The organism is Pseudomonas sp. GOM6 (genome assembly GCF_029537485.1).
In the GTDB taxonomy this organism is placed as follows: Bacteria; Pseudomonadota; Gammaproteobacteria; order Pseudomonadales; family Pseudomonadaceae; genus Aquipseudomonas.
The window spans coordinates 1-21,569 of sequence record NZ_JARPUS010000019.1 but is presented as its reverse complement, the minus strand read 5'-3'; the positions used below and the strand labels follow the sequence as shown (position 1 = coordinate 21,569).

At 63.9% G+C, this 21,569-nt stretch carries 21 protein-coding genes and 1 tRNA gene; 9 read left to right on the top strand and 13 right to left on the bottom strand.

Annotated elements, in window-relative coordinates; translation table 11 throughout:
• Positions 1-41: 41 nt before the first annotated feature.
• Together rssC and rssB are read right to left on the bottom strand one after the other, a co-directional pair.
• Positions 42-536 carry an anti-sigma factor antagonist RssC gene (gene rssC / locus P7A97_RS18180; RefSeq protein ID WP_277691540.1) on the bottom strand — a complete coding sequence of 165 codons (495 nt, stop codon included), beginning with the start codon at positions 534-536 and terminating at the stop codon, positions 42-44.
• On the bottom strand, positions 533-1,717 hold the full coding sequence (gene rssB, locus P7A97_RS18175; protein WP_277691799.1) for a two-component system response regulator RssB: 1,185 nt from the start codon (positions 1,715-1,717) through the stop codon (positions 533-535). Before rssB ends, rssC begins: the two co-directional genes overlap by 4 nt.
• 214 nt (positions 1,718-1,931) lie before the next feature.
• On the opposite strand from rssB, the gene P7A97_RS18170 reads away from it, so the two are divergent.
• Positions 1,932-2,231 (top strand): PilZ domain-containing protein, encoded by a 300-nt coding sequence (locus P7A97_RS18170; protein WP_277691539.1) that lies wholly within the window; start codon positions 1,932-1,934, stop codon positions 2,229-2,231.
• 47 nt (positions 2,232-2,278) lie between these two features.
• Here the strand turns inward: P7A97_RS18170 and P7A97_RS18165 are convergent, their stop codons facing one another.
• Positions 2,279-2,977, bottom strand: a complete 699-nt coding sequence (locus tag P7A97_RS18165; RefSeq protein ID WP_277691537.1) for a VacJ family lipoprotein — start codon at positions 2,975-2,977, stop codon at positions 2,279-2,281.
• Between the two features lie 106 nt (positions 2,978-3,083).
• Between P7A97_RS18165 and P7A97_RS18160 the strand changes: the two genes are divergently transcribed.
• The 3 genes from P7A97_RS18160 to P7A97_RS18150 all read left to right on the top strand — a co-directional run bounded on the left by P7A97_RS18160 (position 3,084) and on the right by P7A97_RS18150 (position 4,603).
• On the top strand, positions 3,084-3,491 hold the full coding sequence (locus P7A97_RS18160; RefSeq protein WP_277691536.1) for a thioesterase family protein: 408 nt from the start codon (positions 3,084-3,086) through the stop codon (positions 3,489-3,491).
• Between the two features lie 64 nt (positions 3,492-3,555).
• Positions 3,556-4,218, top strand: coding sequence for an HAD family phosphatase (locus P7A97_RS18155; protein WP_277691535.1), 663 nt, complete (start codon positions 3,556-3,558; stop codon positions 4,216-4,218).
• 121 nt (positions 4,219-4,339) lie between these two features.
• Entirely contained in the window at positions 4,340-4,603 is a 264-nt protein-coding gene (locus P7A97_RS18150; RefSeq protein WP_277691534.1) for a DUF4404 family protein, read from the top strand.
• Positions 4,604-4,645: 42 nt separating this feature from the next.
• Here the strand turns inward: P7A97_RS18150 and queF are convergent, their stop codons facing one another.
• From queF to P7A97_RS18130, 4 genes are all read right to left on the bottom strand, one after another.
• Positions 4,646-5,473, bottom strand: coding sequence for an NADPH-dependent 7-cyano-7-deazaguanine reductase QueF (gene queF, locus P7A97_RS18145; protein WP_277691533.1), 828 nt, complete (start codon positions 5,471-5,473; stop codon positions 4,646-4,648).
• Positions 5,474-5,616: 143 nt separating this feature from the next.
• Positions 5,617-6,321, bottom strand: a complete 705-nt coding sequence (locus P7A97_RS18140; RefSeq protein ID WP_277691532.1) for a copper resistance protein B — start codon at positions 6,319-6,321, stop codon at positions 5,617-5,619.
• Positions 6,308-8,020 carry a copper resistance system multicopper oxidase gene (locus P7A97_RS18135; protein WP_277691531.1) on the bottom strand — a complete coding sequence of 571 codons (1,713 nt, stop codon included), beginning with the start codon at positions 8,018-8,020 and terminating at the stop codon, positions 6,308-6,310. The genes P7A97_RS18140 and P7A97_RS18135 overlap by 14 nt, the downstream gene beginning before the upstream one ends.
• Positions 8,017-8,517 carry a cupredoxin family protein gene (locus tag P7A97_RS18130; RefSeq protein WP_277691798.1) on the bottom strand — a complete coding sequence of 167 codons (501 nt, stop codon included), beginning with the start codon at positions 8,515-8,517 and terminating at the stop codon, positions 8,017-8,019. The genes P7A97_RS18135 and P7A97_RS18130 overlap by 4 nt, the downstream gene beginning before the upstream one ends.
• A 168-nt stretch (positions 8,518-8,685) precedes the next feature.
• Between P7A97_RS18130 and P7A97_RS18125 the strand changes: the two genes are divergently transcribed.
• The 3 genes from P7A97_RS18125 (at position 8,686) to P7A97_RS18115 (ending at position 11,101) form a co-directional block, all read left to right on the top strand.
• Entirely contained in the window at positions 8,686-9,363 is a 678-nt protein-coding gene (locus tag P7A97_RS18125) for a heavy metal response regulator transcription factor (RefSeq protein WP_277691530.1), read from the top strand.
• On the top strand, positions 9,363-10,697 hold the full coding sequence (locus P7A97_RS18120; RefSeq protein WP_277691528.1) for a heavy metal sensor histidine kinase: 1,335 nt from the start codon (positions 9,363-9,365) through the stop codon (positions 10,695-10,697). The genes P7A97_RS18125 and P7A97_RS18120 overlap by 1 nt, the downstream gene beginning before the upstream one ends.
• Positions 10,698-10,771: 74 nt before the next feature.
• A complete protein-coding gene (locus tag P7A97_RS18115) occupies positions 10,772-11,101 on the top strand; it encodes a hypothetical protein (RefSeq protein ID WP_277691527.1) in 330 nt (109 codons plus the stop codon).
• Positions 11,102-11,239: 138 nt separating this feature from the next.
• Here the strand turns inward: P7A97_RS18115 and P7A97_RS18110 are convergent, their stop codons facing one another.
• From P7A97_RS18110 to P7A97_RS18090, 5 genes are all read right to left on the bottom strand, one after another.
• Complete coding sequence (locus P7A97_RS18110) at positions 11,240-12,154, bottom strand: hypothetical protein (RefSeq protein WP_277691525.1); 915 nt, start codon at positions 12,152-12,154, stop codon at positions 11,240-11,242.
• Between the two features lie 83 nt (positions 12,155-12,237).
• Entirely contained in the window at positions 12,238-15,306 is a 3,069-nt protein-coding gene (locus P7A97_RS18105; RefSeq protein ID WP_277691524.1) for an efflux RND transporter permease subunit, read from the bottom strand.
• Positions 15,303-16,331: an efflux RND transporter periplasmic adaptor subunit gene (locus P7A97_RS18100; RefSeq protein WP_277691523.1), complete on the bottom strand. Its 1,029-nt coding sequence runs from the start codon at positions 16,329-16,331 to the stop codon at positions 15,303-15,305. The genes P7A97_RS18105 and P7A97_RS18100 overlap by 4 nt, the downstream gene beginning before the upstream one ends.
• An 81-nt stretch (positions 16,332-16,412) precedes the next feature.
• Positions 16,413-17,192 carry an ABC transporter permease gene (locus P7A97_RS18095; protein WP_277691521.1) on the bottom strand — a complete coding sequence of 260 codons (780 nt, stop codon included), beginning with the start codon at positions 17,190-17,192 and terminating at the stop codon, positions 16,413-16,415.
• A complete protein-coding gene (locus P7A97_RS18090) occupies positions 17,189-18,124 on the bottom strand; it encodes an ABC transporter ATP-binding protein (protein ID WP_277691520.1) in 936 nt (311 codons plus the stop codon). The genes P7A97_RS18095 and P7A97_RS18090 overlap by 4 nt, the downstream gene beginning before the upstream one ends.
• 310 nt (positions 18,125-18,434) lie before the next feature.
• Between P7A97_RS18090 and P7A97_RS18085 the strand changes: the two genes are divergently transcribed.
• Entirely contained in the window at positions 18,435-20,882 is a 2,448-nt protein-coding gene (locus tag P7A97_RS18085) for an acyl-CoA dehydrogenase (protein WP_277691518.1), read from the top strand.
• Positions 20,883-20,943: 61 nt separating this feature from the next.
• Complete coding sequence (locus P7A97_RS18080) at positions 20,944-21,354, top strand: PA2817 family protein (RefSeq protein ID WP_277691517.1); 411 nt, start codon at positions 20,944-20,946, stop codon at positions 21,352-21,354.
• Between the two features lie 105 nt (positions 21,355-21,459).
• Here P7A97_RS18080 and P7A97_RS18075 read toward each other — a convergent pair.
• Positions 21,460-21,535, bottom strand: a tRNA-Gly gene (locus P7A97_RS18075).
• Between the last annotated feature and the right edge of the window lie 34 nt (positions 21,536-21,569).

Below are 21,569 nucleotides of genomic sequence, written 5' to 3'. Positions count from 1 at the left end.
ATCCTCGGAGATATCGCCCCTTTTTCATGCCTGGACTTAACTCAACTACGTTCCAGCGCACTCACCAGATCATGAAAAGCCTCGCGATTGGAGTCGTTGAGCCCCATCAGGATGCGGTGGGCCTCTAGCACTTTGGCTTTGACCACCTCTTCGGACTGATCCTGGGATGGCAAATCACTCAAGCACTCCGGACAAGGCACGGGGCGGTCGACGATATTGAACACCTGATCGAACCCCATCGACTGTAGAAGCCGCGTGATGTCTTCGTGAGTAGTAACCACGGTGGGCAGCAGGCCGATCTTTTGCCGGGACAGAATGGAGAGTTTGGCCAGCAGGCCAAGGGTTGTGCTATCGATGCTGCGGGTTTCCGTCAGGTCGATGACGATCGCCGAAAAATTCAGCGCCGCAAAAATCTTCTCGATTGTCGAATCCAGCGCTGAACACAGCGTTAAACGAACTTCGCCCACGAACTTCAGAACGAAGGTACCGTCCTGCTCCGCAAACTGGATTCTACCGGGGCTATTCCCAGGATTCATGCAAGGTTCCTGCTCAACACCAGCAAGGCGATATCATCCGGCATATCATGCAGATTGGCCAGCCCGAGCACCTGACGCAGGCCGTCGAGCGAGCCCCCCGCCTGTGCTACCAGCTCAGGCAACTTAGCCTCTTTCTCTTTGAGCGTGTCACCGGGCAGAAGATCCAGGATGCCGTCGGACATCAGCGTCAGGCTGAATGACTTTGGCAGCTCCATCACCAAGTCGTTATAGGTTGCCTCGGCAAACAGCCCTACCGGCAACCCGCGCCCGTCCAGGTAACTGGCCTTGCCTTCACTAAACAGCACAGGCAGTGGCAAATGCCCACCAATGCTGTAGGTCAATTGCCCACTCTGCTCGTCGATCACCCCACCGAGCATGGTGACATGCTTGCCCAGCTTGCAGTTGATCAAGCCGCGGTTAATGTGACCGAGCACATCGGATGGTTTGAACTCGGGCAGCACACCATTGCGCTTCCACTCATAGAGAAGACGCGTGGTCATGAACTTGAGCAGCACGGTGACAAAGGCCGAAGACGCTCCGTGCCCGGAGACATCCGCCAGATAGAACGCCACCCGATGCTCGTCCACGCGGAAGTAGTCGACGAAATCCCCAGAGAGGTAAAGAGAAGGGATGATCTGGTGGGTGAACTGCAGATCATCTGCCTGCCAGGGCGTGACCGGCAGCATATTCATCTGTACCTGGCGTCCGGCGTTCTGGTCCTCTTGCAGTAGGTGCAAGCTGGCCTGTAGCTCGCGGTTCGCGGCCTCCAGCTTGTCGCGATAACGCTGGTTCTCCAAACGCAGCTGATAGCGATCAAGCGCGCGGCGTACCGAGTGTTCAAGTACGGCGAGGTCTTCAAGGGGCTTGATCAGATAATCAGCAGCGCCTAGCCGCAGCGCTTCGACCGCATCACTCATCACACCTGCGCCGGACACCACGATTACCGGCATATCGCTGGTCAGCTTGTTGATGCGGCGGATCAACTCCAAACCATCGACCTGCGGCATGCGCAGGTCGCAAATAACCAGGTCGGGCTGATCACGCTCGAAAACTTCCAGTCCCTGCAACCCGTTTTCGGCCTGCAAAACCTGGAAACCGCTGTCTTCGAGGTAAGCCGCGAGACTCGCCCGCACGACCTCATCATCATCGATTATCAGCAGCTTGGCGCTGGGATTGTGCATGGGCCATCCAGGCAAACGACGCCGGAGAGAGATTGACAAATAGTGCACCGAGCCAAAGAAAACATCTGTGCTCGAACGATTCAAGGCGCAGACGGTACTCCCATCCGCAGGGCGATTCAAGCCGCTGCCGATTGTCGTTAGCCGCCTTTACACCTCAAATCGGCGGGGGTTATAAGACCTTCGGGGAGCACCCAAAAAACAAGAGGAAGGGTTAATGAGCCAGAACGACCATGCCTATAGCGAGAAACGCGATTTCATCCGCATGCGACTGGAAGCCCCAGTCACGTTGAAGCATGCAGGCCAGGAAATTCAGGCCCATTGCCTGGACTTGTCCAGCACCGGCATGCAACTGGAAGCTCGCTGCCAAGTCGCCATGGGCGACCGGGTGAGTGTGTTGATCCCTTCCGAACACAGTGAATTAAAAGGCCTGGAAGCCGAAGCCGAAGTGGTGCGAATCAGCACCCTGGACGACGGACGAAGCTCCATCGGGCTCGCCATACTGACCATGACTTGAAACAAAAAAGGCGGCCGAGGCCGCCTTTTTCACACCGGGCGAAAGCCTCAGAAGTCGTCGACCACTTCGCCATCCTTGACGCGGAACTCGCGATTCTGCAGGTAGGCGTTACGAATGAAGATGTACTTGTCGCCGGTGATCATCTTCTCCGCCGACAGCAGGCTGGCGCGGGTGTCGACCACATCGACCGCACGGGTCACGTTGCGAGTCGGCACGTGGTCGATGTAGGGATAGGGCTCCAGGAAACCGTCCGGAATCTTGGCTGGGGCATCACGCAAGGTGCTTGGGCCGAGGAACGGGATCACCACATAGGGGCCGCTGCCCACGCCCCAGGCGCCGAGCGTCTGACCGAAATCTTCGTCATTGCGCTGCAGGCCCATTTCGCTGGCCACATCGAAGAAGCCCAGCAGGCCGAAAGTGGTATTGAACACCAGGCGCCCGGTATCAACCCCCGCGTCGTGCAGCTTGCCCTGCAGCAGGTTGTTGGCCAGATTGCCGACATCGCCAATATTGTTGAAGACGTTGTGCACACCATCTTCGACGAATTGCGGGGTAATTGCCTGGTAACCCTTGGCGATCGGCTTCAAGGCATAGGTATCGAGTGTATCGTTGAAGGTGAATACCGGCCGATTGAAAGACTCCCAGGGGTCGTCCTCGGCGTTGGCGGCCAGCGGCAGGGACGCCAGCAGCGCACAGGCGCACAGGCGGGTCAGACGGTCGATCCAGCTCGCACCGGTCATTGGCATTTGCAGTCTCTCCTTGGCATCAGTAGTGTGGCGGCCCGCGGCCAACCCAGGTTGCGCAGTATAAACGTCACCGTTCCTAATAAGCAGCAGCCTAGCGGAGTTGAACATGTCGAAAAAACGCCTACTGCATACGGCTCGTATCCCGGTGCGTTGGAGCGACATGGACAACTATGGCCATGTCAACAACACCATCTACCTCGAATACGTTCAGGAAGCCCGCGTCGAGTGGTTCGCCAGTATCGGTATCGAGATTGATCACGCCCCGCAGGGTCCCGTTGTATTGCAAACCCTGCATACCTACCTGAAACCCGTGGTGCATCCAGCCACAGTGGTCATTGAGCTGTACGCTGGTGCGGTCGGGCGCAGCAGCCTGGTGGTCGAACACCGTTTGAGCACGCTGGAAGAACCTGGCGCCTGTTACGGTGAAGGCCATTGCAAACTGGTATGGATTGACCATGCCGACAACCAGTCAGTGCCGGTACCCGAGCATCTGCGCCAAGTGATGGGCGCCTGAGCGTCACGTAATCGTCATACCCGCTCGCTACGCTGCCCGCCTCACTCAGGGAAGCGAGCCCGCCATGACCGCGCCAACCTTCAACGCCCTGTTATTCGGCCTGACCGGCTGCCTGGTCGACCATGGCGCGCGCACCCTGCCAATCGCCCAGCAGCACAGCGGCCTGCCTGAGCGGCCCTCGGACCTGAACCACCCCGACCTACTGCCAAACCTGCTGGCCAGCGCCGACGAATGCGCCGAGCCCCTGCCCAGCGTCTGCGACCTGCTTGACGATCTGCAGCGACAAGGCATGCCATGTGCCTGGCTGGATGAACTGCCGGACGCTGCGACCCAGCGCCTTGCCGCCGTACTGCCGAGCGGATTGCATGGCAGTCGCCTGAACGGTTCGCGTCCCTGGCCGGCACCGGACGCCGTTTGGCACACATTAAGCGAGTTGCAGGTCGACAGCCTGCAAGGCTGCGTATTGATCGCCAGTGATCCGCGCCTGCTACAAGCCGGCCTGAATGCCGGACTGTGGTGCATCGGCCTGGCTACTTGCGGCCCCCTGTGCGGCTTGGCCCTGGGGGACTGGCAAGCGCTTGCCGCCGCCGAGCGCGAGAAACTGCGCGCCCAGGCCACCCTGGAGCTGTACAGGCTCGGTGCTCACTCGGTCATCGACCACCCCGGCGAGCTACCGGCCTGCCTGAGCGACCTGGCCATCCGCCGGCACAAAGGCGAAAAGCCCTGACACGCAAAACTTGCTCTGGATCAGGCAGGCCGCAACAGCCTGGATTAACCTTCAGGTAAAGAGAGCGAACCCGAGACGCCATAAACGGGTCAACTCTGCAGTAGCCCAGAAGGAGACGATTATGTCCGCACGCCTGCAGCAACATTTCCAGCGACTACGCGAGGAACTCGCCAACGACCTGCCACTGGATACCGAGGATCGCGCTGCACTGCTTGAGCTGATGCAGGAAATCGACCTGAAACTGGCCAAGGAACTGGCCAGCGACCCCGACGCCACCCTGGTCGACGGTGTCAACCTGGCCGTAGAGCGTTTCGAGAGCCAGCACCCGACCCTCACCGGCACCCTGCGCAATATCCTGCAGAGCCTGGCCAACATGGGCATCTAGGCCCAGCGCCCAACAAAAAGCCCGCATCTGCGGGCTTTTTCGTTACTGGCGCACCAGCCGGCGGTTGTCCGGCGCGATCGCCTCGGTGCTGCGGTAGGGATTGATGTCCAGGCCGCCACGGCGAACATAGCGGGCATAGACCGTCAGCCGCTCGGGCTGCAGCAGGCGCTGCAGGTCGAGGAATACCCGCTCCACGCACTGTTCGTGGAAATCCTGGTGCTGGCGGAAGCTCACCACGTAGGCCAGCAGGCTCGCCGCATCCAGGCACGGTCCACGGTAGTCGATGACCAGCGTGCCCCAGTCCGGCTGACCGGTGACCGGGCAGTTGGATTTCAGCAGGTGGCTATAGAGCACCTCTTCCACCACCTCGTCGGCGCAGTGCAGCAGCTCCGGCCGAGGATGGGCGTAGTCGCTGACCACGATCTCCAGGTCGTCGATGCAACGCCCCGGCAAGGTCGCCACGCCCTCGGCGGCCACTTCGTCCAGGCCGCGCACACGCACGCCCACTGGCGCGCCGGCGCAGGCGGACAGGTCGCGGATCAGCACCGCCTCGACATCCGCCGCGCTGGCATAGAGGCTCTGGTTCAGCGAGTTGAGGTAGAGCTTGAACGACTTGGACTCGATGATGTTCGGCGAGTCGGCCGGGATGGCGAACTCGCCGATGGCCACCACCGGCTTGCCGGAAGGCGTCAGCCAGGACAGCTCATAACAGTTCCAGTAGTCCACGCCCTGGTACGGCAGCTTACCGGCCACCAGCCCCAGCTCGGCCCACTTGGTGGTGCGAGAAATGGGGAACAGCAGTTCGGGGGCGTACTGGGAGACGTACTCGCTGGATTTGCCCAGCGGCGAGTGTTCGGCGGGATGCTGCATGGCGGTGGCCTGAGAAACGAAAAACGGCAGGCATTGTACTCCATGCCCGCCGCCCTCTCGTCACCCGTAGCCCGGATGCAATCCGGGGGCGGAGTATCCTGCTTCCCGGATTGCATCCGGGCTACGCCCTACGGCCCCGGGGCTCACAGCCAGAACTTCAACCCCACCACCCAGGCGCCCTCCTCGTCGTGCTCGCCCTCCTCGCGCAGCCAGTCACCGGTGCGGCCATAGGTCTTCTCCCAGACATAGCCGACATAAGGCGAGAACTGCGGGCTGACCCGGTAGTTCAGGCGCAAGCCGGCCTCCAGCGTGCTGCCACCGGCGCCAACGCCCAGATCGCGGTCATCGGCCAGGGCCAGGTCGTACTCCAGCTTGGGCTCCAGTACCCAGCGCTGGGTCAGCAGCAGTTCGTACTCGGCCTCGACGCGAAGTGAAGGATCACCACGCTCGCTGACGAACAGGTTGGCATCCAGCTCGATCCACTGCGGCGCCAACCCCTTGATTCCCAGCACCGCATAACTGCGCGCAGGGCCCGGCTGATCGTCATGGCGCACACCGGCCTGCCAATCAAAGAACTCTGTAGCCATACGCCGGTAGAGCAACTGGGTCTCGCTCGACTCGGTCGGCCCACCATCGGAACGCTCGCCGCTGCTTTTCAGCACCAGCTTGTGCAGGTCGTTGCCGTAGGTGCCTTCGACCTCCCAGCTCAGACCCTGGTCGTCACCATCGAAGCGCTGCTCCAGATGGTCAACGCTGAGCTTGGCCACCGGCATGGCATCCATGTGTTGTTCCATGGCCAGCACCGGGGTGGCCAGCAGCAGCGCCGGCAGCAGATTAATGGTGCGCATGTTCACTCTCCTTGGCGACCGGCTGCTCGCTGTAGAAGGGCTGGGTCGCGCCCGTGGCATCCTCCACCACGATCTTGCGGAACATGCCACTGGCCATGTGGTAGATCAGGTGGCAGTGGAAAGCCCACTCGCCCATGGCGTCGACCGGCACGTCCACTTCAACGGTCTGACCGGGCGCCACGTTGACGATATGTTTGAGCGGATTGAACCGGCCGTTGCCCTTGTCCAGCTGCATCCACATGCCGTGCAGGTGCATGGGGTGGTTCATCATGGTCTGGTTGACGAAGCGAAAGCGCACCCGCTCGCCAAACTTGAGGCGGATCGGCTCGGCCTCGGAGTACTTCACACCGTTGAACGACCAGAAGTAGCGCTCCATGTTGCCGGTCAGCTGCAGTTCGATGGTGCGGTCCGGCGCCCGGTAGCCGGCGGCCGGGTGCATGGCCTTGAGGTCGCCGTAGACCAGCACGCGCCCGCCGTCCACCGGCTCCGGGGCGATACCGCTGCCGGCGGCGTAGTCCGGATTGTTCGCCTGGTCCATGGCCGCGTGGTTCATCGCGCCATGGTCCATCCCGGCCATCTGCGAATGGTCCATCCCAGCCATCTGGGAATGATCCATACCCGCCATGTCCGAGTGATCCATACCGCCGTGGTCCATCCCGGCATGGGCCATGCCCATGTCGGCCATGGTCAGCAGGCGCGGCTCGCGCAGCGCCGGCACTTCGCCCTGCATGCCAGGGCGCGGCGCCAGGGTGGCGCGGGCATAGCCACGCCGATCCATGGATTCGGCGAACAGGGTGTAGGCCTTGTCCTCCCGCGGCTGGACGATCACGTCGTAGGTCTCGGCCACGGCAATGCGCAGCTGGTCGACTACCACCGGCTGCACATCGTTGCCGTCGGCCTGCACCACGGTCATCTGCAAGCCGGGAATGCGCAGGTCGAAGTAGCTCATGCCCGAACCGTTGATGATGCGCAAACGCACCCGCTCGCCCGGCTTGAACAGCGCGGTCCAGTTTTGCTCGGCGTCGCGGCCGTTGACCAGGAAGCGGAAGCCACTGACATCGGCGATGTCGGTCTTGGCCATGCGCATGTTGCCCCAGTCCCAGCGGTCCTTGAGCGCCGCGCCCCAGCCATCGCGCCGAGCGTCACGGAACAGGTCGCCAAGGGTCGGCTGCTGGTCGTTGTAGTAGTCGGCCTGCTTCTTCAGGTTGGCCAGGGTGCGCTCCGGCTTCTCGTCCTGCCAGTCGAACATCAGCACGGTGTATTCACGGTCGTAGCGATACGGCTCGCGCTTCTTCGGCTCGATGATCAACGGGCCGTAGATGCCTTCCTGCTCCTGGAAGTCGGCATGGGCGTGGTACCAGTAGGTGCCGGACTGGTTGAGGGTGAAGCGGTAGGTGAAGGTCTCGCCGGACTGGATGCCGGGGAAGCTGATGCCCGGAACGCCGTCCTGGGTGTAGGGCAGGATGATGCCGTGCCAGTGCAGCGCGGTCATGCGGTCGAGCTTGTTGGTGACGGCGATCTCAACCTCTTCGCCCTCCTGAAAGCGCAGCTCCGGTGCCGGGCTCTGGCCGTTGACGGTCAGCGCCGGGCGCACGCCGTCGGAAAAGCGCACCTGGCCCTCGTCGATCACCAGTTCGTAACGACCGGCCTGGGCGCTGAAACTCGCACCCAGCAATAGGCAGATCAGCCATTTCCTCACGGCTGCACCTCCAGGTTGCCGACCATGCCCGCCTGGTAGTGGCCCGGCAGGTTGCAGGCGAACTCCAGACCGGTAGCCTTGCTGAAGGTCCAGGTCAGCTCGGCACTTTTGCCCGGTGGGATCATCACGGTGTTGGGGTCGTCGTGGGCCATTTTGCCGTGGTCCATACCAGCCATGTCATGGCCCATCTTCGAGTGGTCCATGGGCATGATGCCGTTCTCACCAATCATGCCCATCTGCTGCATCATCAACATGTGCTGCTGATGCTCGGCATGCATGGCTGCGTCGCCCAGGCTGAACTCATGCAGCAGGCTGCCTTCGTTCTTCAGCACGAAGCGTACGGTCTCGCCAGCCTTGACCTGCACCGAGGCCGGCTCGTAGTACATGTCGCCCAGGGTGATCTCGACGGTACGGCTGGCCTTGGCTGCCGCGGCCGGCTGACCAAAGGCGTAGTGACCAGCATCGGCCAGGGCGGGCAGGCTGACGGCGCAGAGCATTGGCAGGAACAGGCGTGCGGACATGGCGAAACTCCTTCAATCGTTTTCGCCACTCTAGGCAGCCGCAGCTGGCGCTAAGCTGACGCGAAGATTACAACTTTGTCAGCTTGGCCCTGCCTAGCCCTTGGCTGGCGTATAAAGCCGACTGTCGTTGCCCTGAGTTGCGCCATGAAATTGTTGATTGTCGAAGACGAACCCAAGACCGGCCAGTACCTGCGCCAGGGCCTGAGCGAGGCGGGTTTCGCCGTCGAACTGGCCCAGGACGGCCTTAGCGGCGAGCACCTGGCGCTGTCCGGCGACCATGACCTGTTGATTCTCGACGTGATGCTGCCCGGTCGCGACGGCTGGCAGATTCTCGCCAGCGTGCGCGCCGCCGGCCTGGCCACCCCGGTACTGTTCCTCACCGCCCGCGATGCCGTTGAAGACCGCGTACGCGGGCTGGAAGGCGGCGCCGACGACTACCTGGTCAAGCCCTTCGCCTTTACCGAGCTGCTGGCGCGTGTGCGTAGCCTGTTGCGGCGCGGCAACGGCGCACCACAGGAGCACCTGCTGCAAGCCGCCGACCTGTCCCTCGACCTGCTGCGCCGTCGCGCCGAGCGCGCCGGCCAGCGCATCGAGCTGACCGCCAAGGAGTTCGCCCTGCTGGAACTGCTGCTGCGCCGCCAGGGCGAGGTGCTGCCCAAGTCGCTGATTGCCTCGCAGGTGTGGGACATGAATTTCGACAGCGACACCAACGTCATAGAGGTCGCCATTCGCCGCTTGCGCAGCAAGGTTGACGACGGCTTCGCCGCACCGCTGATCCACACGGTGCGTGGGATGGGCTATGTGCTGGAGGTGCGCGCCTGATGTCACTGGCCAACCGGTTGGCGCTACTGTTCGCCGCCTGCGCTGCCGCCGTGGCCCTGGTGGCCGGCGCGCTGTTCACACGGGCCAGCGAAGCGCACTTCGTCGAGCTGGATCAGCAACAGCTGCAGGGCAAACTGACGGTCTTTGCCGAGCAGCTGCAGGGCGTAACCAGCCGAGAAGACCTGGCTGCAAGGCGCCCACAACTGGAGCAGGAACTGCAACGCCACCCCGAACTGGCCCTGCGTATTCAGGGCACAGACGGCCAGCGATGGTTCACCAGCCACGCCGAGCTCAGTCACCTGCCGCCGAATGAGCAACACATCAGCCGCTGGCAGCACCAGGGCAGCGACTTCCGCGTGATCGAGGAGCGACTGGACAGCGGTCTGCAGCTCAGCCTGCTGCTGGACATCACCCACCATCAGCACTTTCTGGCCCAGATGCAGCGACTGATCTGGCTTTGCGTCGGTCTCTCGGCGCTGGCCACCGCGCTACTCGGCGCGTGGGTGGCACGCCGCGGCCTACGCCCACTGCGCCGAATGACCGGCGTGGCACAGCAGGTGTCGGCGCAGTCGCTGACCACCCGCCTGCCGCTGGACGGTATCCCGGCCGAGCTGCAGGAGCTGACCGAGGCCTTCAACGCCATGCTGGCGCGCCTGGAGGACGCCTTCACGCGTCTCTCGGCCTTCTCCGCCGACATCGCCCACGAGCTGCGCACGCCGCTGTCCAACCTGCTGACCCAGACCCAGGTAACTCTTAGCCAGCCACGGGCACTGGAGGACTATCGCGAAGCCCTGCATTCGAACCTCGAAGAGTTGCAGCACCTGGCGCAGATGGTCAGCGACATGCTACTGCTGGCCAAGGCCGACAACGGTCTGCTGCAAACCCGCCGTGAACCCTTGATGCTGGAGGCCGAGTTGTCGGCCCTGGCCGACTACTTCGCACCACTGGCCGAAGAGACTGGCGTGCGGTTGACGGTCGAAGCCTGCGGTCAGCTCGACGCCGATCGCCTGCTACTGCGCCGGATGCTGTCCAATCTGATCGACAATGCCCTGCGCTTTACCCCACCTGGCGGCGAATTGCGCCTGAGTGCCACCCCGACCCGCATCGAAGTGGCCAACCAGGGGGCACAGATTCCGCCCGAACAGTGCGAGCGCCTGTTCGATCGCTTCTACCGGGCAGACCCCGCACGCCGTGAAGGCGGCACCGAGCATGCCGGGCTTGGCCTGGCCATTGCCCGTTCCATTGCTCAGTCTCACGGCGGCGCCCTGGCTTGTCGGTCTGCCGACGGCTGGACGCGCTTCATCCTGGATCTTCCGTCCGTTCCACAAGGCTGAGCGGCACGTCAAGGTTGCATCCATCGCTCCTGCGTGTACCATCCCGCGCCCCGAAAAAAGCAGGAGACAACACCTTGGTTATTCACTACTCCACCGCGCCAGACAGCGTCGCCTGCGGGCGCACCGGGTCGAGCCTCAACACCACCACAGAACAGGCCCAGGTTTCCTGCAAGCTGTGTCTGCGCGCAGGCGAGAAGAAAGCCCAGGCACCCGTCAACAAGACCCCCAGCCTGGCCGAGCTGCGTGCGGCGGCCAAAGCCGCCAAGGCTGAACCGGTCACCGTTGCCGCCACACCTGCGCCGGCGCCGCGCAAGTCCGTACGCAGCGAATGGGCGCAGCGCCTGGAGCAGCTGCCGGGTCGCAATCGCCTGCCACGCGGCGTGGCACGCCAGAGCGTCAGCTAAAGGCTGCCCACGGGGCGGACGTCAGACCGGCGCCGCCCTGCCGGCATTGGCAATGGGCACCCTCCCGCACCAACCACCTCCGGGCTCAGCGCCCCGCATTCCCCCGAGACGACTGGCATTTTTGGCCTTTCCAGGTCCCTAGGGGGCTGTGCAGCCCACGGTCAGCTGCAAAGGCGCGCTCGGGTAGCTGCCGATGCTGGTGGTCGCGCTGCATTGCACCGGCGGCAGGGTACGCAGAAACACAGGGTCCGGCTGAGCCTGCAGCGGCCCTGCGAGCAGAGACCCCGGCATGATGGTCTCGCCAGGCTCCAGGCGCAGCGGCACGCCATCGAGATTACCCACCACGACGAAGCGATTGGGATTGCGCACCGAGAGCAGGCGCAGGCGCGGCGAAGCGTCCGGGAACAGGTCCTCGAGCCGGGTTCCGGGCCAACTGGCGCCGCCGCGGCACTCGTAAGCGTTCGGCGCCGTGCGTAGCAGATCGGGGTCGACCACCTCGACCCGCGCATTCATGTCGAGCCGCCCCAGCCACTGCGGATTGCCCGCGCGGTTGCCCTCGGGGTCGGCCACTTCGCTGAGGAAGGCGATATCGGTGGTTTGTGCCACCACGAACGTTCTCTCGCCGCGGTGCTGGCGAATATCCTCCGCAGCGGCCAGCGGCGGCGTCGGTTCGGGGGCCAGGCGCAAGCGCGCATTGATATCCGGCTGGCAGCCCGCGTCGCTGGGCGAAGCGCATTCACTCAAACGCTCCTGTGCATCGCTGATGGCCGAGCACAGGTTGCAGTGGCCGTCCAGGCAGGTGCTGCCACCCACGCTGCAGCTACCACTGGAGCTACAACGCTCCAGGGTGGGCAGGTTGCCATTGGGATAACGGCAGAAGTCGGGATGCCTCGGTCTTTCGGTGTCCCAGGTAATGGTCACCGTGTCGCCAGGGCAAGCCAGTGCCGGTGTGGCGTTGAACTCGCCCGGCGGCATACCCGCCAGTCCGGAACGGTCGAGGGTGCAGCCGGCCAGCGGTAGCAGCAGTGCCAGCAGCAAGAGATGGGTTTTCATGGATCAGCCTCCCTGCGAACGATGCCTGTTACAGGCATAGCCGCTGGGGGCTCACCCGCAAGCTGCCGCGACCAACGGCCCCACTAGTGTTGCGCCAGTTCCGCGCTGGGCTGGGCGATTGGCCGCCAGCGGCGCAGCAGCATATACAGGGTCGGCACCACGAACAGGGTGAAGAAGGTGCCCACCAACAGGCCACCGACGATGACCATGCCGATCTGCTGGCGGCTCTCGGCACCGGCACCGCTGGCGATAGCTAGCGGCACCGCGCCGAGGACCATGGCGCCAGTGGTCATCAGGATCGGCCGCAGGCGCTGCAGCGCCGCCTCCAGCACCGCTTCGCCCAGTTCGCGGCCCTCGCGCAGCAGGTGGTTGGCGAACTCGACGATAAGGATGCCGTGCTTGGTGATCAGGCCGATCAGAGTGACCAGGCCGACCTGCGAGTAGATGTTCAGGGTGCCGCCGAACAGGGTCAGCGCCAGCAGTGCGCCGGCCATCGACAGCGGCACGCTGAACAGGATGATCAGCGGGTCGAGGAAGCTCTCGAACTGGGCCGCCAGCACCAGGAAGATGAACACCAGGGCCAGCACGAAGATCAGCGCCACCCCGCTCTCGGACTCCTTGAAGTCGCGCGAGGTGCCGGTGTAGTCGAACTGGGTGTCGGGCGGGAAGATCGCCCGTGCCCTCTCCTCCAGGTGATCCAGCGCCTGGCCCAGGGTGTAGCCGGAGCCGACGTTGGCGGTGACCGTCACCGCGCGCAGCTGGTTGAAGTGGTTGAGCTCGCGCGGCGCCACCGTCTCGCGCACCTCGATCAGGTTGGACAGCTGCACCATGCTGCCGTCGCGACCACGCACGTAGACGCGGTTGAGGTCGTCCGGGTTGCTGCGGTCGACGTCCTGCAGCTGCACCAGCACGTCGTACTGCTCGCCGTTCTGCTTGAAGCGGGTCACCTGGCGGCTGCCGAACAGGCTCTCCAGGCTGCGACCGATGGTGGCCACGTCGGTCCCCACCGCCACCGCCTGCTCGCGGTTGACCGTGACCTTGAGCTGCGGCGTGTTGAGCTTGAGGTCGCTGTCCAGGCTCTCCAGGCCCGGGTAGTCGCGCACCTCGGCCAGCAGCTGCTCGACGTAGGGTTGCAGCTCGGCGTACTCCAGCGAGGAACGGATCACGAAGTTGACCGGCTGGTTGCGCGCACTCTGCCCCAGCGGCGGCCGGTTGATCGGGAAGGCGCGCACGCCGGGAATATCCTGCAGCTTGGGCAGCAGCTCGTCACGAATCTCGAACTGGCTGCGCTCACGCTCGTCCCAGTCCTCCAGCTTCATGAACGACAGGCCCTGGGCCACCGTGGGGAAGCCGACGATGACCATGTAGCGGTTGGTCTCGGGGATGGCGGCATAGGCCTCCTCCAGCTGCTTAGCGTAGCGGCTGGTGTAGCCGAGGGTGGCGCCGTCCGGGCCGTTGATCGAGCCGACGATGGTGCCGGTATCCTCGGTCGGCGCCAGTTCGCTGCGCAGGCCGAGGAACAGCCAGGCGCACAGGGCGAGCATCGCCGCCAGCACCACCAGCACCAGCCACCAGGCGCGCAGTACCCGCTGCAGCAGGTGCCCATAGACCTGGTTCAGCCGCTCCAGGCCGTGCTCGATGAGGTTGTACAGGCGGCTGTGGTGCTGCTGCGGCGAGTGTGCCTTGAGCAGGTGGGCGCACATCATCGGCGACAGGGTCAGGGCAACGAAGCCGGACACCAGCACGGCGCCAGCCAGGGTCCAGGCGAATTCGGTAAAGAGTTTTCCCGTCGTGCCCTGCATAAAGCCGATCGGCGCATACACCGCGGCCAGGGTCAGGGTCATGGCGATCACCGGGAAGGCGATCTCGCGGCTGCCGACAAAGGCCGCCTGCAGCGGGCGCATGCCCTGCTCGATGTGCCGGTGGATGTTCTCCAGCACGACGATGGCATCGTCCACCACCAGGCCGATGGCCAGCACCATGGCCAGCAGGGTCAGGGTGTTGATGGAAAAGCCCATCAGCGCCATCAGCGCACAGGCGCCGATCAGCGACACCGGGATGGTCACCAGCGGGATCAGCGTGGCGCGCAGCGAGCGCAGGAACAGGAAGATGATCAGGATGACCAGCAGCACCGCTTCCCAGATGGTGGTGTAGACGTTGCTGATCGACTCGCGGATGAACTGCGAGTTGTCGTTCGACACCTGCATCTGCATGCCTTCGGGCAGCAGCTTGCGCAGGCTGGGCAGCGCCTGCTCCAGGCCATCGGAGATGTCCAGTGGGTTGGCCGTGGCCTGCTTGATCAGGCCCACCGCCAACGCCGAACGGCCGTTGAAACGCGCCAGGGTACGCTCGTCGGCGGCGCCGATTTCGGCATGACCGACATCGGACAGGCGCAGCAGGTAGCCGCGCGAGTCGTCGAGGATCAGCTGGTTGAACTCCTCGGGGGTCTTCAGGTCGGTCTCCGCCAGCACCGAGAACTCGCGCTGCACCGACTCGATGCGCCCGGCGGGAATCTCCACGTTCTGCCGGCGCAGGGCGTCCTCCACGTCCTGCACCGTAAGGTCATGCGCGGCCAGTTTCTCCGGATCGAGCCAGATGCGCATGGCATAGGTGCGTGCCCCCCGGATCAGCACCTCGGACACGCCGGGAATGGTCTGCAGGCGATCCTGCACCACCCGTTCGATCACGTCGGTGATCTCCATGGCGGAGAAGCGCTCGCTGTAGAAGGCCAGCCAGATCACCGGCTGGGCGTCGGCCTCGACCTTCTGCACCATGGGCTCGTCGATCTCGTCCGGCAGCAGGCTGCGCACCCGGCCCAGGCGGTCGCGTACGTCGTTGGCCGCCTCGTCGGAGTCCGTGCCGAGGCGGAACTGCGCGGTGATCTGGGTGTTCTCCGAGCGGCTGATGGAGCTGACGAAGTCCAGGCCCTCGATGCCCGACAGCACGTCCTCGACCGGCTGGGCGACCTGCGACTCCATGATCTCCGGGCTGGCACCGGGATAGCTGACGTTGACCGTGACGATCGGCACGTCGATGTTGGGGTATTCGCGCACCGCCAGGCGCTGATAGGCCAGCAGGCCGAGCAGCACGATGATCAGCGACAGCACGGTGGCAAACACCGGCCGGCGGATGCAGATATCGGAGAGGGTCATGGCGCCTCACCCCGCGGCTCGCTGCGCACCTCGCGGCCCGGCGCAACCTTCTGCCAGCCGGCGCTGATCAGCGTCTCGCTGCCATCCAGGCCCTCGACCACCTCGGCCTTGCCGCGCTGGCGCTGGCCCAGGCGGATCTGCCGGCGTTCGACCTTGCCGTCCACCACCAGATTGACGAACAGCAACTGGCCCAGCGGCATCACCGCCTCTTCCGGAATCAGCAAGGCCTGCGGGCGCTCGGCGAGGATCACCGAGACCTTGACGAACTGCCCGGGCTTGAGGCGCTGGTCGGCATTGGCCACCTGCGCGCGCAGCGCCTGGCTGCGGCCGACTTCGTCCAGACGCGGGTTGAGGGCGATGATTTCGCCACGGAATCGCTCGCCGGGATAGGCGTCCAGGCTCAGCTCGATGGCCTGGCCCAGGCGCACCTGGCTGACCGCCTTCTGCGGGATGCGGAAGTCCACCTTGAGCGGGTCGAGCACTTCCAGGTTGACGATATCGTCGCCGGCGCTGAGGTAGTCGCCCACGCTGACCAGGCGCAGGCCGAGCACACCGTCGTAGGGTGCGCGGATCTGCGTCTTGTCCAGGCGAGCCTGGGCCAGGGCCAGACTGGCACGCGCCGCCTGCAGCTGCGACTGGGCCTCATCGAGGGTCTGCGCATTGCTGGCGCCGCGCTTGAACAGCATCTGCGTGCGTTCGAAGCTCTTGTCGGCCAGATCCAGGTTGGCGCGGGCCTGGGCCAGCTCGGCTCGGGCGATGGCATCATCCAGGCTGACCAGCAGATCGCCGGCCTTGACCGCCTGGCCCTCACGGAACTGCAGGCTGGCGACACGGCCGTCGACCTCCGGGCGGATCATGGTCGACTCATCCGAACGCAGCGAGCCGAAGGTCACCAGCTCGTCACGCACCAGCGCCCGCTCGGGCTGCACCACTTCCACCCGCGGAGGTCGCTCGGCCAGAGCCGCAGGCGCGGTAATGACGAGCAGGGAGGCGATGAACAGGGCATGGCGGTGGCGGATTGTCATCGAGCGACCTCTTGTTGTCCAAGCGGTCGAGTTTAGCGATGCCTCCCGGGCTTGCCGAGCATCTTAAATGTTACCCAATGCTTACTGGCGCATGCCGCGGCCGCTCTGCAGCAGGCGGATGCAGACGATATAGAGCACCGTGCTGGCCAGCAGCATCATGCCGATGGCGATGCCGATATTGATGTCGGACACGCCGAGGATGCCGTAGCGGAAGGCGTTGACCATGTGCAGGATGGGGTTGGCCAGCGACACGTGCTGCCAGAACTCCGGCAACAGGCTGATGGAGTAGAACACCCCGCCCAGGTAGGTCAGCGGCGTCAGCACGAAGGTCGGGATGATCGAGATGTCGTCGAAGTTGCGCGCGAATACCGCGTTGATGAAACCGCCCAGCGAGAAGGTAATCGCGGTGAGCAGAATCACCAGCACCGTCACGCCCAGGTGATGGACCTGCAGGTGGGTGAAGAACAGCGACAGCAGGGTGACGATAAAGGCCACCGCCAGGCCGCGCAGCGCGCCGCCGATGGTGTAGCCGATGAGGATGGTGTGCGGCGATACCGGCGACACCAGCAGTTCCTCGACGTTGCGCTGGAACTTGCTGGAGAAGAAGCTCGACACCACGTTGCTGTAGGAGTTGGTGATCACCGACATCATGATCAGGCCGGGGACGATGAACTCCATGTAGGAGTACTGCCCCACGCCGCCGACCTGGCGGCCGATCAGGCGGCCGAAGATGACAAAGTACAGGGCCATGGTGATGGCCGGCGGCAGCAGGGTCTGCGCCCAGATGCGCATGAAGCGCCGCACTTCGCGGCGCACGATGGTTTGCAGGGCGATCCAGTTGGAGCTGAGTTCCGGACTCATTGCGCCACCTTCTTCGCCAGGTTCTTCTCGACCAGGGACACGAACAGCTCCTCGAGACGGTTACTCTTGTTGCGCATGCTCAGCACTTCGATGTTCTGCGCCGCCAGCTGGCGGAACAGCTCGGTGACGCCCAGGCTCTTCTCCACCTGCACCTCCAGGGTGTGGTGGTCGACCAGGCTGGCCGGGTAGCCCGCCAGCTGAGGCGGCACCAGCAGCGACTCCTTGAGATCGAGCAGAAAGGTTTCCACGTGCAGGGTCTTGAGCAGGGCCTTCATGCTGGTGTTCTCGACGATCTGGCCGTGGTCGATGATGCCGATGTGGCGGCACAGCTGTTCCGCCTCCTCCAGATAGTGCGTGGTGAGAATGATGGTGATGCCCTTCTGGTTCAGCTCGGTGAGGAAGCTCCACATCGAGCGACGCAGCTCGATATCCACGCCGGCCGTGGGCTCGTCGAGGATCAGCAGGCGCGGCTCGTGCACCAGCGCGCGGGCGATCATCAGGCGCCGCTTCATGCCACCGGAGAGCATGCGTGCAGCTTCGTTGCGCTTGTCCCACAGGCCGAGCTGGGTCAGGTACTGCTCGGCACGGGCCTGCGCCACTTTCTGCGGGATACCGTAGTAACCGGCCTGGGTCACGACAATGTCGAAGACCTTCTCGAACTGACTGAAGTTGAACTCCTGCGGCACCACGCCCAGGCAGCGCTTGAGGCCGGAGGGGTCGCGATCCAGGTCGTGACCAAAGACGCTAACCGTGCCGCCGCTCTTATTCACCAAGGTGGAGAGGATGCCGATGGTCGTGGACTTGCCCGCACCGTTGGGACCGAGCAGGGCAAAAAAGTCGCCCTCAGCGACCTCAAGGTCAATGCCCTTGAGGGCTTGAAAGCCGTTGGCGTAGGTCTTGGTGAGCTGCCGGATGGACAGTGCGCTACTCATGAACAGTACAAGCCTTGCGAAAAGAGAAAGGTTTGATACGCCGCTACCGCCGCCAATGCAACCAGATGTTTCGGCGAGAGCACGATCACTGCCCGGCACCCTATCAAGGCCGGGGCCAATCATGAAGTCGTAATCACCAATCTTGATTATCAACAGGCTCGATTATTCGCCACACACCAGCGAGGCCAACTGAACGGTCTACCCTGAGGGTTGTCACTACCACCAAGCGGCGAGCGCACCCACACTCACTGCGCGTGCCTGCCGCACCCGCCGGCCCCACTCATGGGGCCGGGCTCATGGAGGATTACGCATGCTGGCTGTCTGGTTGTTGCTGCTTGTCATCGGTGTGGCCGCGCTGGCCTATCGGCGCGTTTCCGTGCCCGTCTCGCTAACCCTGGTCGCCGTTTTTCTGAGCCTGCTCGCCCTCTCTGGCGATGCACCGGGTTGGGCGTTGTTGATCCTGTGGCTGCTCTGGCTCGGCGTCGCCGTGCCGCTGTTCCTTCCCGAACTGCGCCGCAAGACCATCACCGGCCCCTTGTTCACCTGGTTCCAGAAAGTCCTGCCGCCGATGTCGAATACCGAGCGTGAAGCCATCGAGGCCGGCACCGTGTGGTGGGATGGCCAGTTGTTCAGTGGCAAACCGGATTGGCAGGTACTGCTCGATTACCCCACGACCCGACTCACGGAGGAGGAGCAGGCCTTTATCGACGGCCCAGTGGAAGAGCTGTGCGCCATGGTCAGCGACTGGGATATCGGCCAGCACCTGGACCTGCCCGACAAGGCCTGGAAACACATCAAGGCGCATGGCTTCTTCGGCCTGATCATTCCCAAGGAATATGGCGGCAAGGGTTTTACCGCGTTCGCCCACTCCCAGGTGGTGATGAAGCTCGCCACCCGCTCCGGCGACCTGGCCTCCACCGTGATGGTGCCCAACTCCCTGGGCCCGGCCGAGTTGCTGTTGCACTACGGCACCGATGAGCAGCGCCAGCACTACCTGCCGCGCCTGGCGAGCGGTGAAGAGATCCCCTGCTTCGCGCTGACCGGCCCGCTGGCTGGCTCCGACGCCGGCGCCATGCCGGACACCGGCATCGTCTGCAAGGGCCAGTGGAACGGTGAAGAAGTCATCGGCCTGCGCCTGACCTGGGAAAAGCGCTACATCACCCTTGGCCCCATTGCCACCCTGCTGGGCTTGGCTTTCAAGGCGTACGACCCGGATCACCTGCTCGGTGAGAAAGAAGACCTGGGCATCAGCCTCGCGCTGATTCCTACCGACACGCCCGGCGTGGAAATTGGCCGTCGCCACCTGCCGCTGGGTGCGGCCTTCATGAACGGCCCCAACGCCGGCAAAAACGTGTTCGTGCCGCTGGACTACCTGATCGGCGGGCCGGAATACCTCGGCAAGGGCTGGATGATGCTGATGAACTGCCTGTCGGTCGGCCGCTCCATCTCCCTGCCAGCCGGCGGTACCGGAGCCGCCAAGTTTTCCAGCCTGGTCAGCGGCCAGTACAGCCGGGTACGCGAGCAGTTCGGCGTACCACTGGCCGCCTTCGAAGGCATCCAGGAAGCCCTGGCACGCATTGGCGGCAATGCCTGGATGATGGACGCCGCTCGTCGCCTGACGGCCAGTGCCGTCGACCTGGGCGAAAAACCCTCGGTGCTCTCGGCCATCCTCAAGTACCTCCTGACCGAGCGCGGGCGCGAATGCATCGGCCACGCCATGGACATCCACGGCGGCAAGGGCATCATCATGGGCCCGAGCAACTACCTGGGACGCTCCTGGCAGGGCGCGCCGATCTCCATCACCGTGGAGGGCGCCAACATCCTCTCGCGTAACCTGATGATCTTTGGTCAGGGGGCTATTCGCTGCCACCCCTTCGTGCTCGATGAAATGGCCCTGGCAAACCGCGAGGACAAGGCGCAGGCGCTGGTCGAGTTCGACGATCTGCTGCTGCGTCACGTCGGCTTTGCCGTGAGCAATGCCGCCGGCACCCTGCTGCAGGGTCTGACGCTCAGCCGCTTTGGCGATGTGCCAGGTGACAACCTCAGTCGCCCCTATTTCCGCAGCCTCAATCGTCTGGCCGCGGCCTTCGCCTTGCTAGCCGACTGCAGCATGATGCTGCTCGGCGGCGAACTGAAACGCCGCGAGCGACTCTCCGCCCGCCTGGGCGACGTGCTCAGCCACCTCTATCTGGCCAGCGCCGCCCTCAAGCGCTACCACGACCTGGGTAACCCCGAAGCACTTCAGCCTCTGGTTCGCTGGGCCCTGGAGGAAAACCTGGAGAAAGCCGAACATGCTCTGCAAGGCGTCTTGGAGAACTTCCCCAACCGCTGGCTGGGCTGCCTGCTTCATGTACTGGTCTTCCCCCTTGGCCGCCGGCATCGCGGTCCGGACGACACTCTGGACGCCGAAATTGCGGCCATCCTCGGTCGAAATCCCGGTGATACGGCACTGGAAAACCTGCTGGATGGCTGCTTCCGTCCCAGCCAGCAAGATGATCCGGTAGCCGCTCTCAGCCAGGCCATCGAGCTGCTGGAGAGCAGCAAAGCCCTGCGCCGCAAGGTGGACAAGGCCGAACGTGACGGTCAGCTGCAGCCCGCCCCTGGGGAGAGCCTAATAGACGCAGCCGTGCGCCATAAGGTGCTCAGCGCCGAAGACGCTGCACAACTGCAAGCAGCAGAGGACGCCCGCCGCAAGGTGATCGACGTTGATGACTTCGCCAAGGAGGATCTGAAACTCAGCCGCGCAAAGGTACGCTGACGACAGCGCGGGCGCGGGGACTTATACTCCGCGCCTGTTTTCGCGTTAAAGGACACCCACCATGGCCACTGCCTACCTCGACCACCACCTCGCCCTGCTCGCCCACCTGCGCGGCATTCTGGTCGCCCTGGGCGAAGCTGAACTGGTGGAAGACGATACTCACGCCCTGTTCCTGGAGCGTTTCGACGAGTTGCTGGCGCAACTGCCGGTCGACCCGGAGAGTAGCCAGTACCTGGGCCAGGACATCATCAGCCAGGTGTTCCACCGTTACCCGCAAGTGGCCCACCTGGTGCCTCGTGACCTGCTGTGGTTCTTCGGCGGCGATTGCCTGCACTTTATGCCGGACGAAGAGATCGAACTGTTCCAGCGCCTTGACGAGCGTCGCTTCGAAGCCGAAGAGAACGACGAGCCCTTCGACTGGAACCGCGAGAAGCAACTGCTGACCCTGCCCAGCGACAGCGCCAAGCACTGATCGCCGCCTACGCAAAAGGCCCGCCGGCGATGCCGAGCGGGCCTTTTTCTGTGCCAGTTGCGCACAAACGAAAACGCCACCCGAATGGGTGGCGTTTCGTGAATTTGGAGCGGGAAACGAGACTCGAACTCGCGACCCCGACCTTGGCAAGGTCGTGCTCTACCAACTGAGCTATTCCCGCATGGCGTCCCCTAGGGGACTCGAACCCCTGTTAC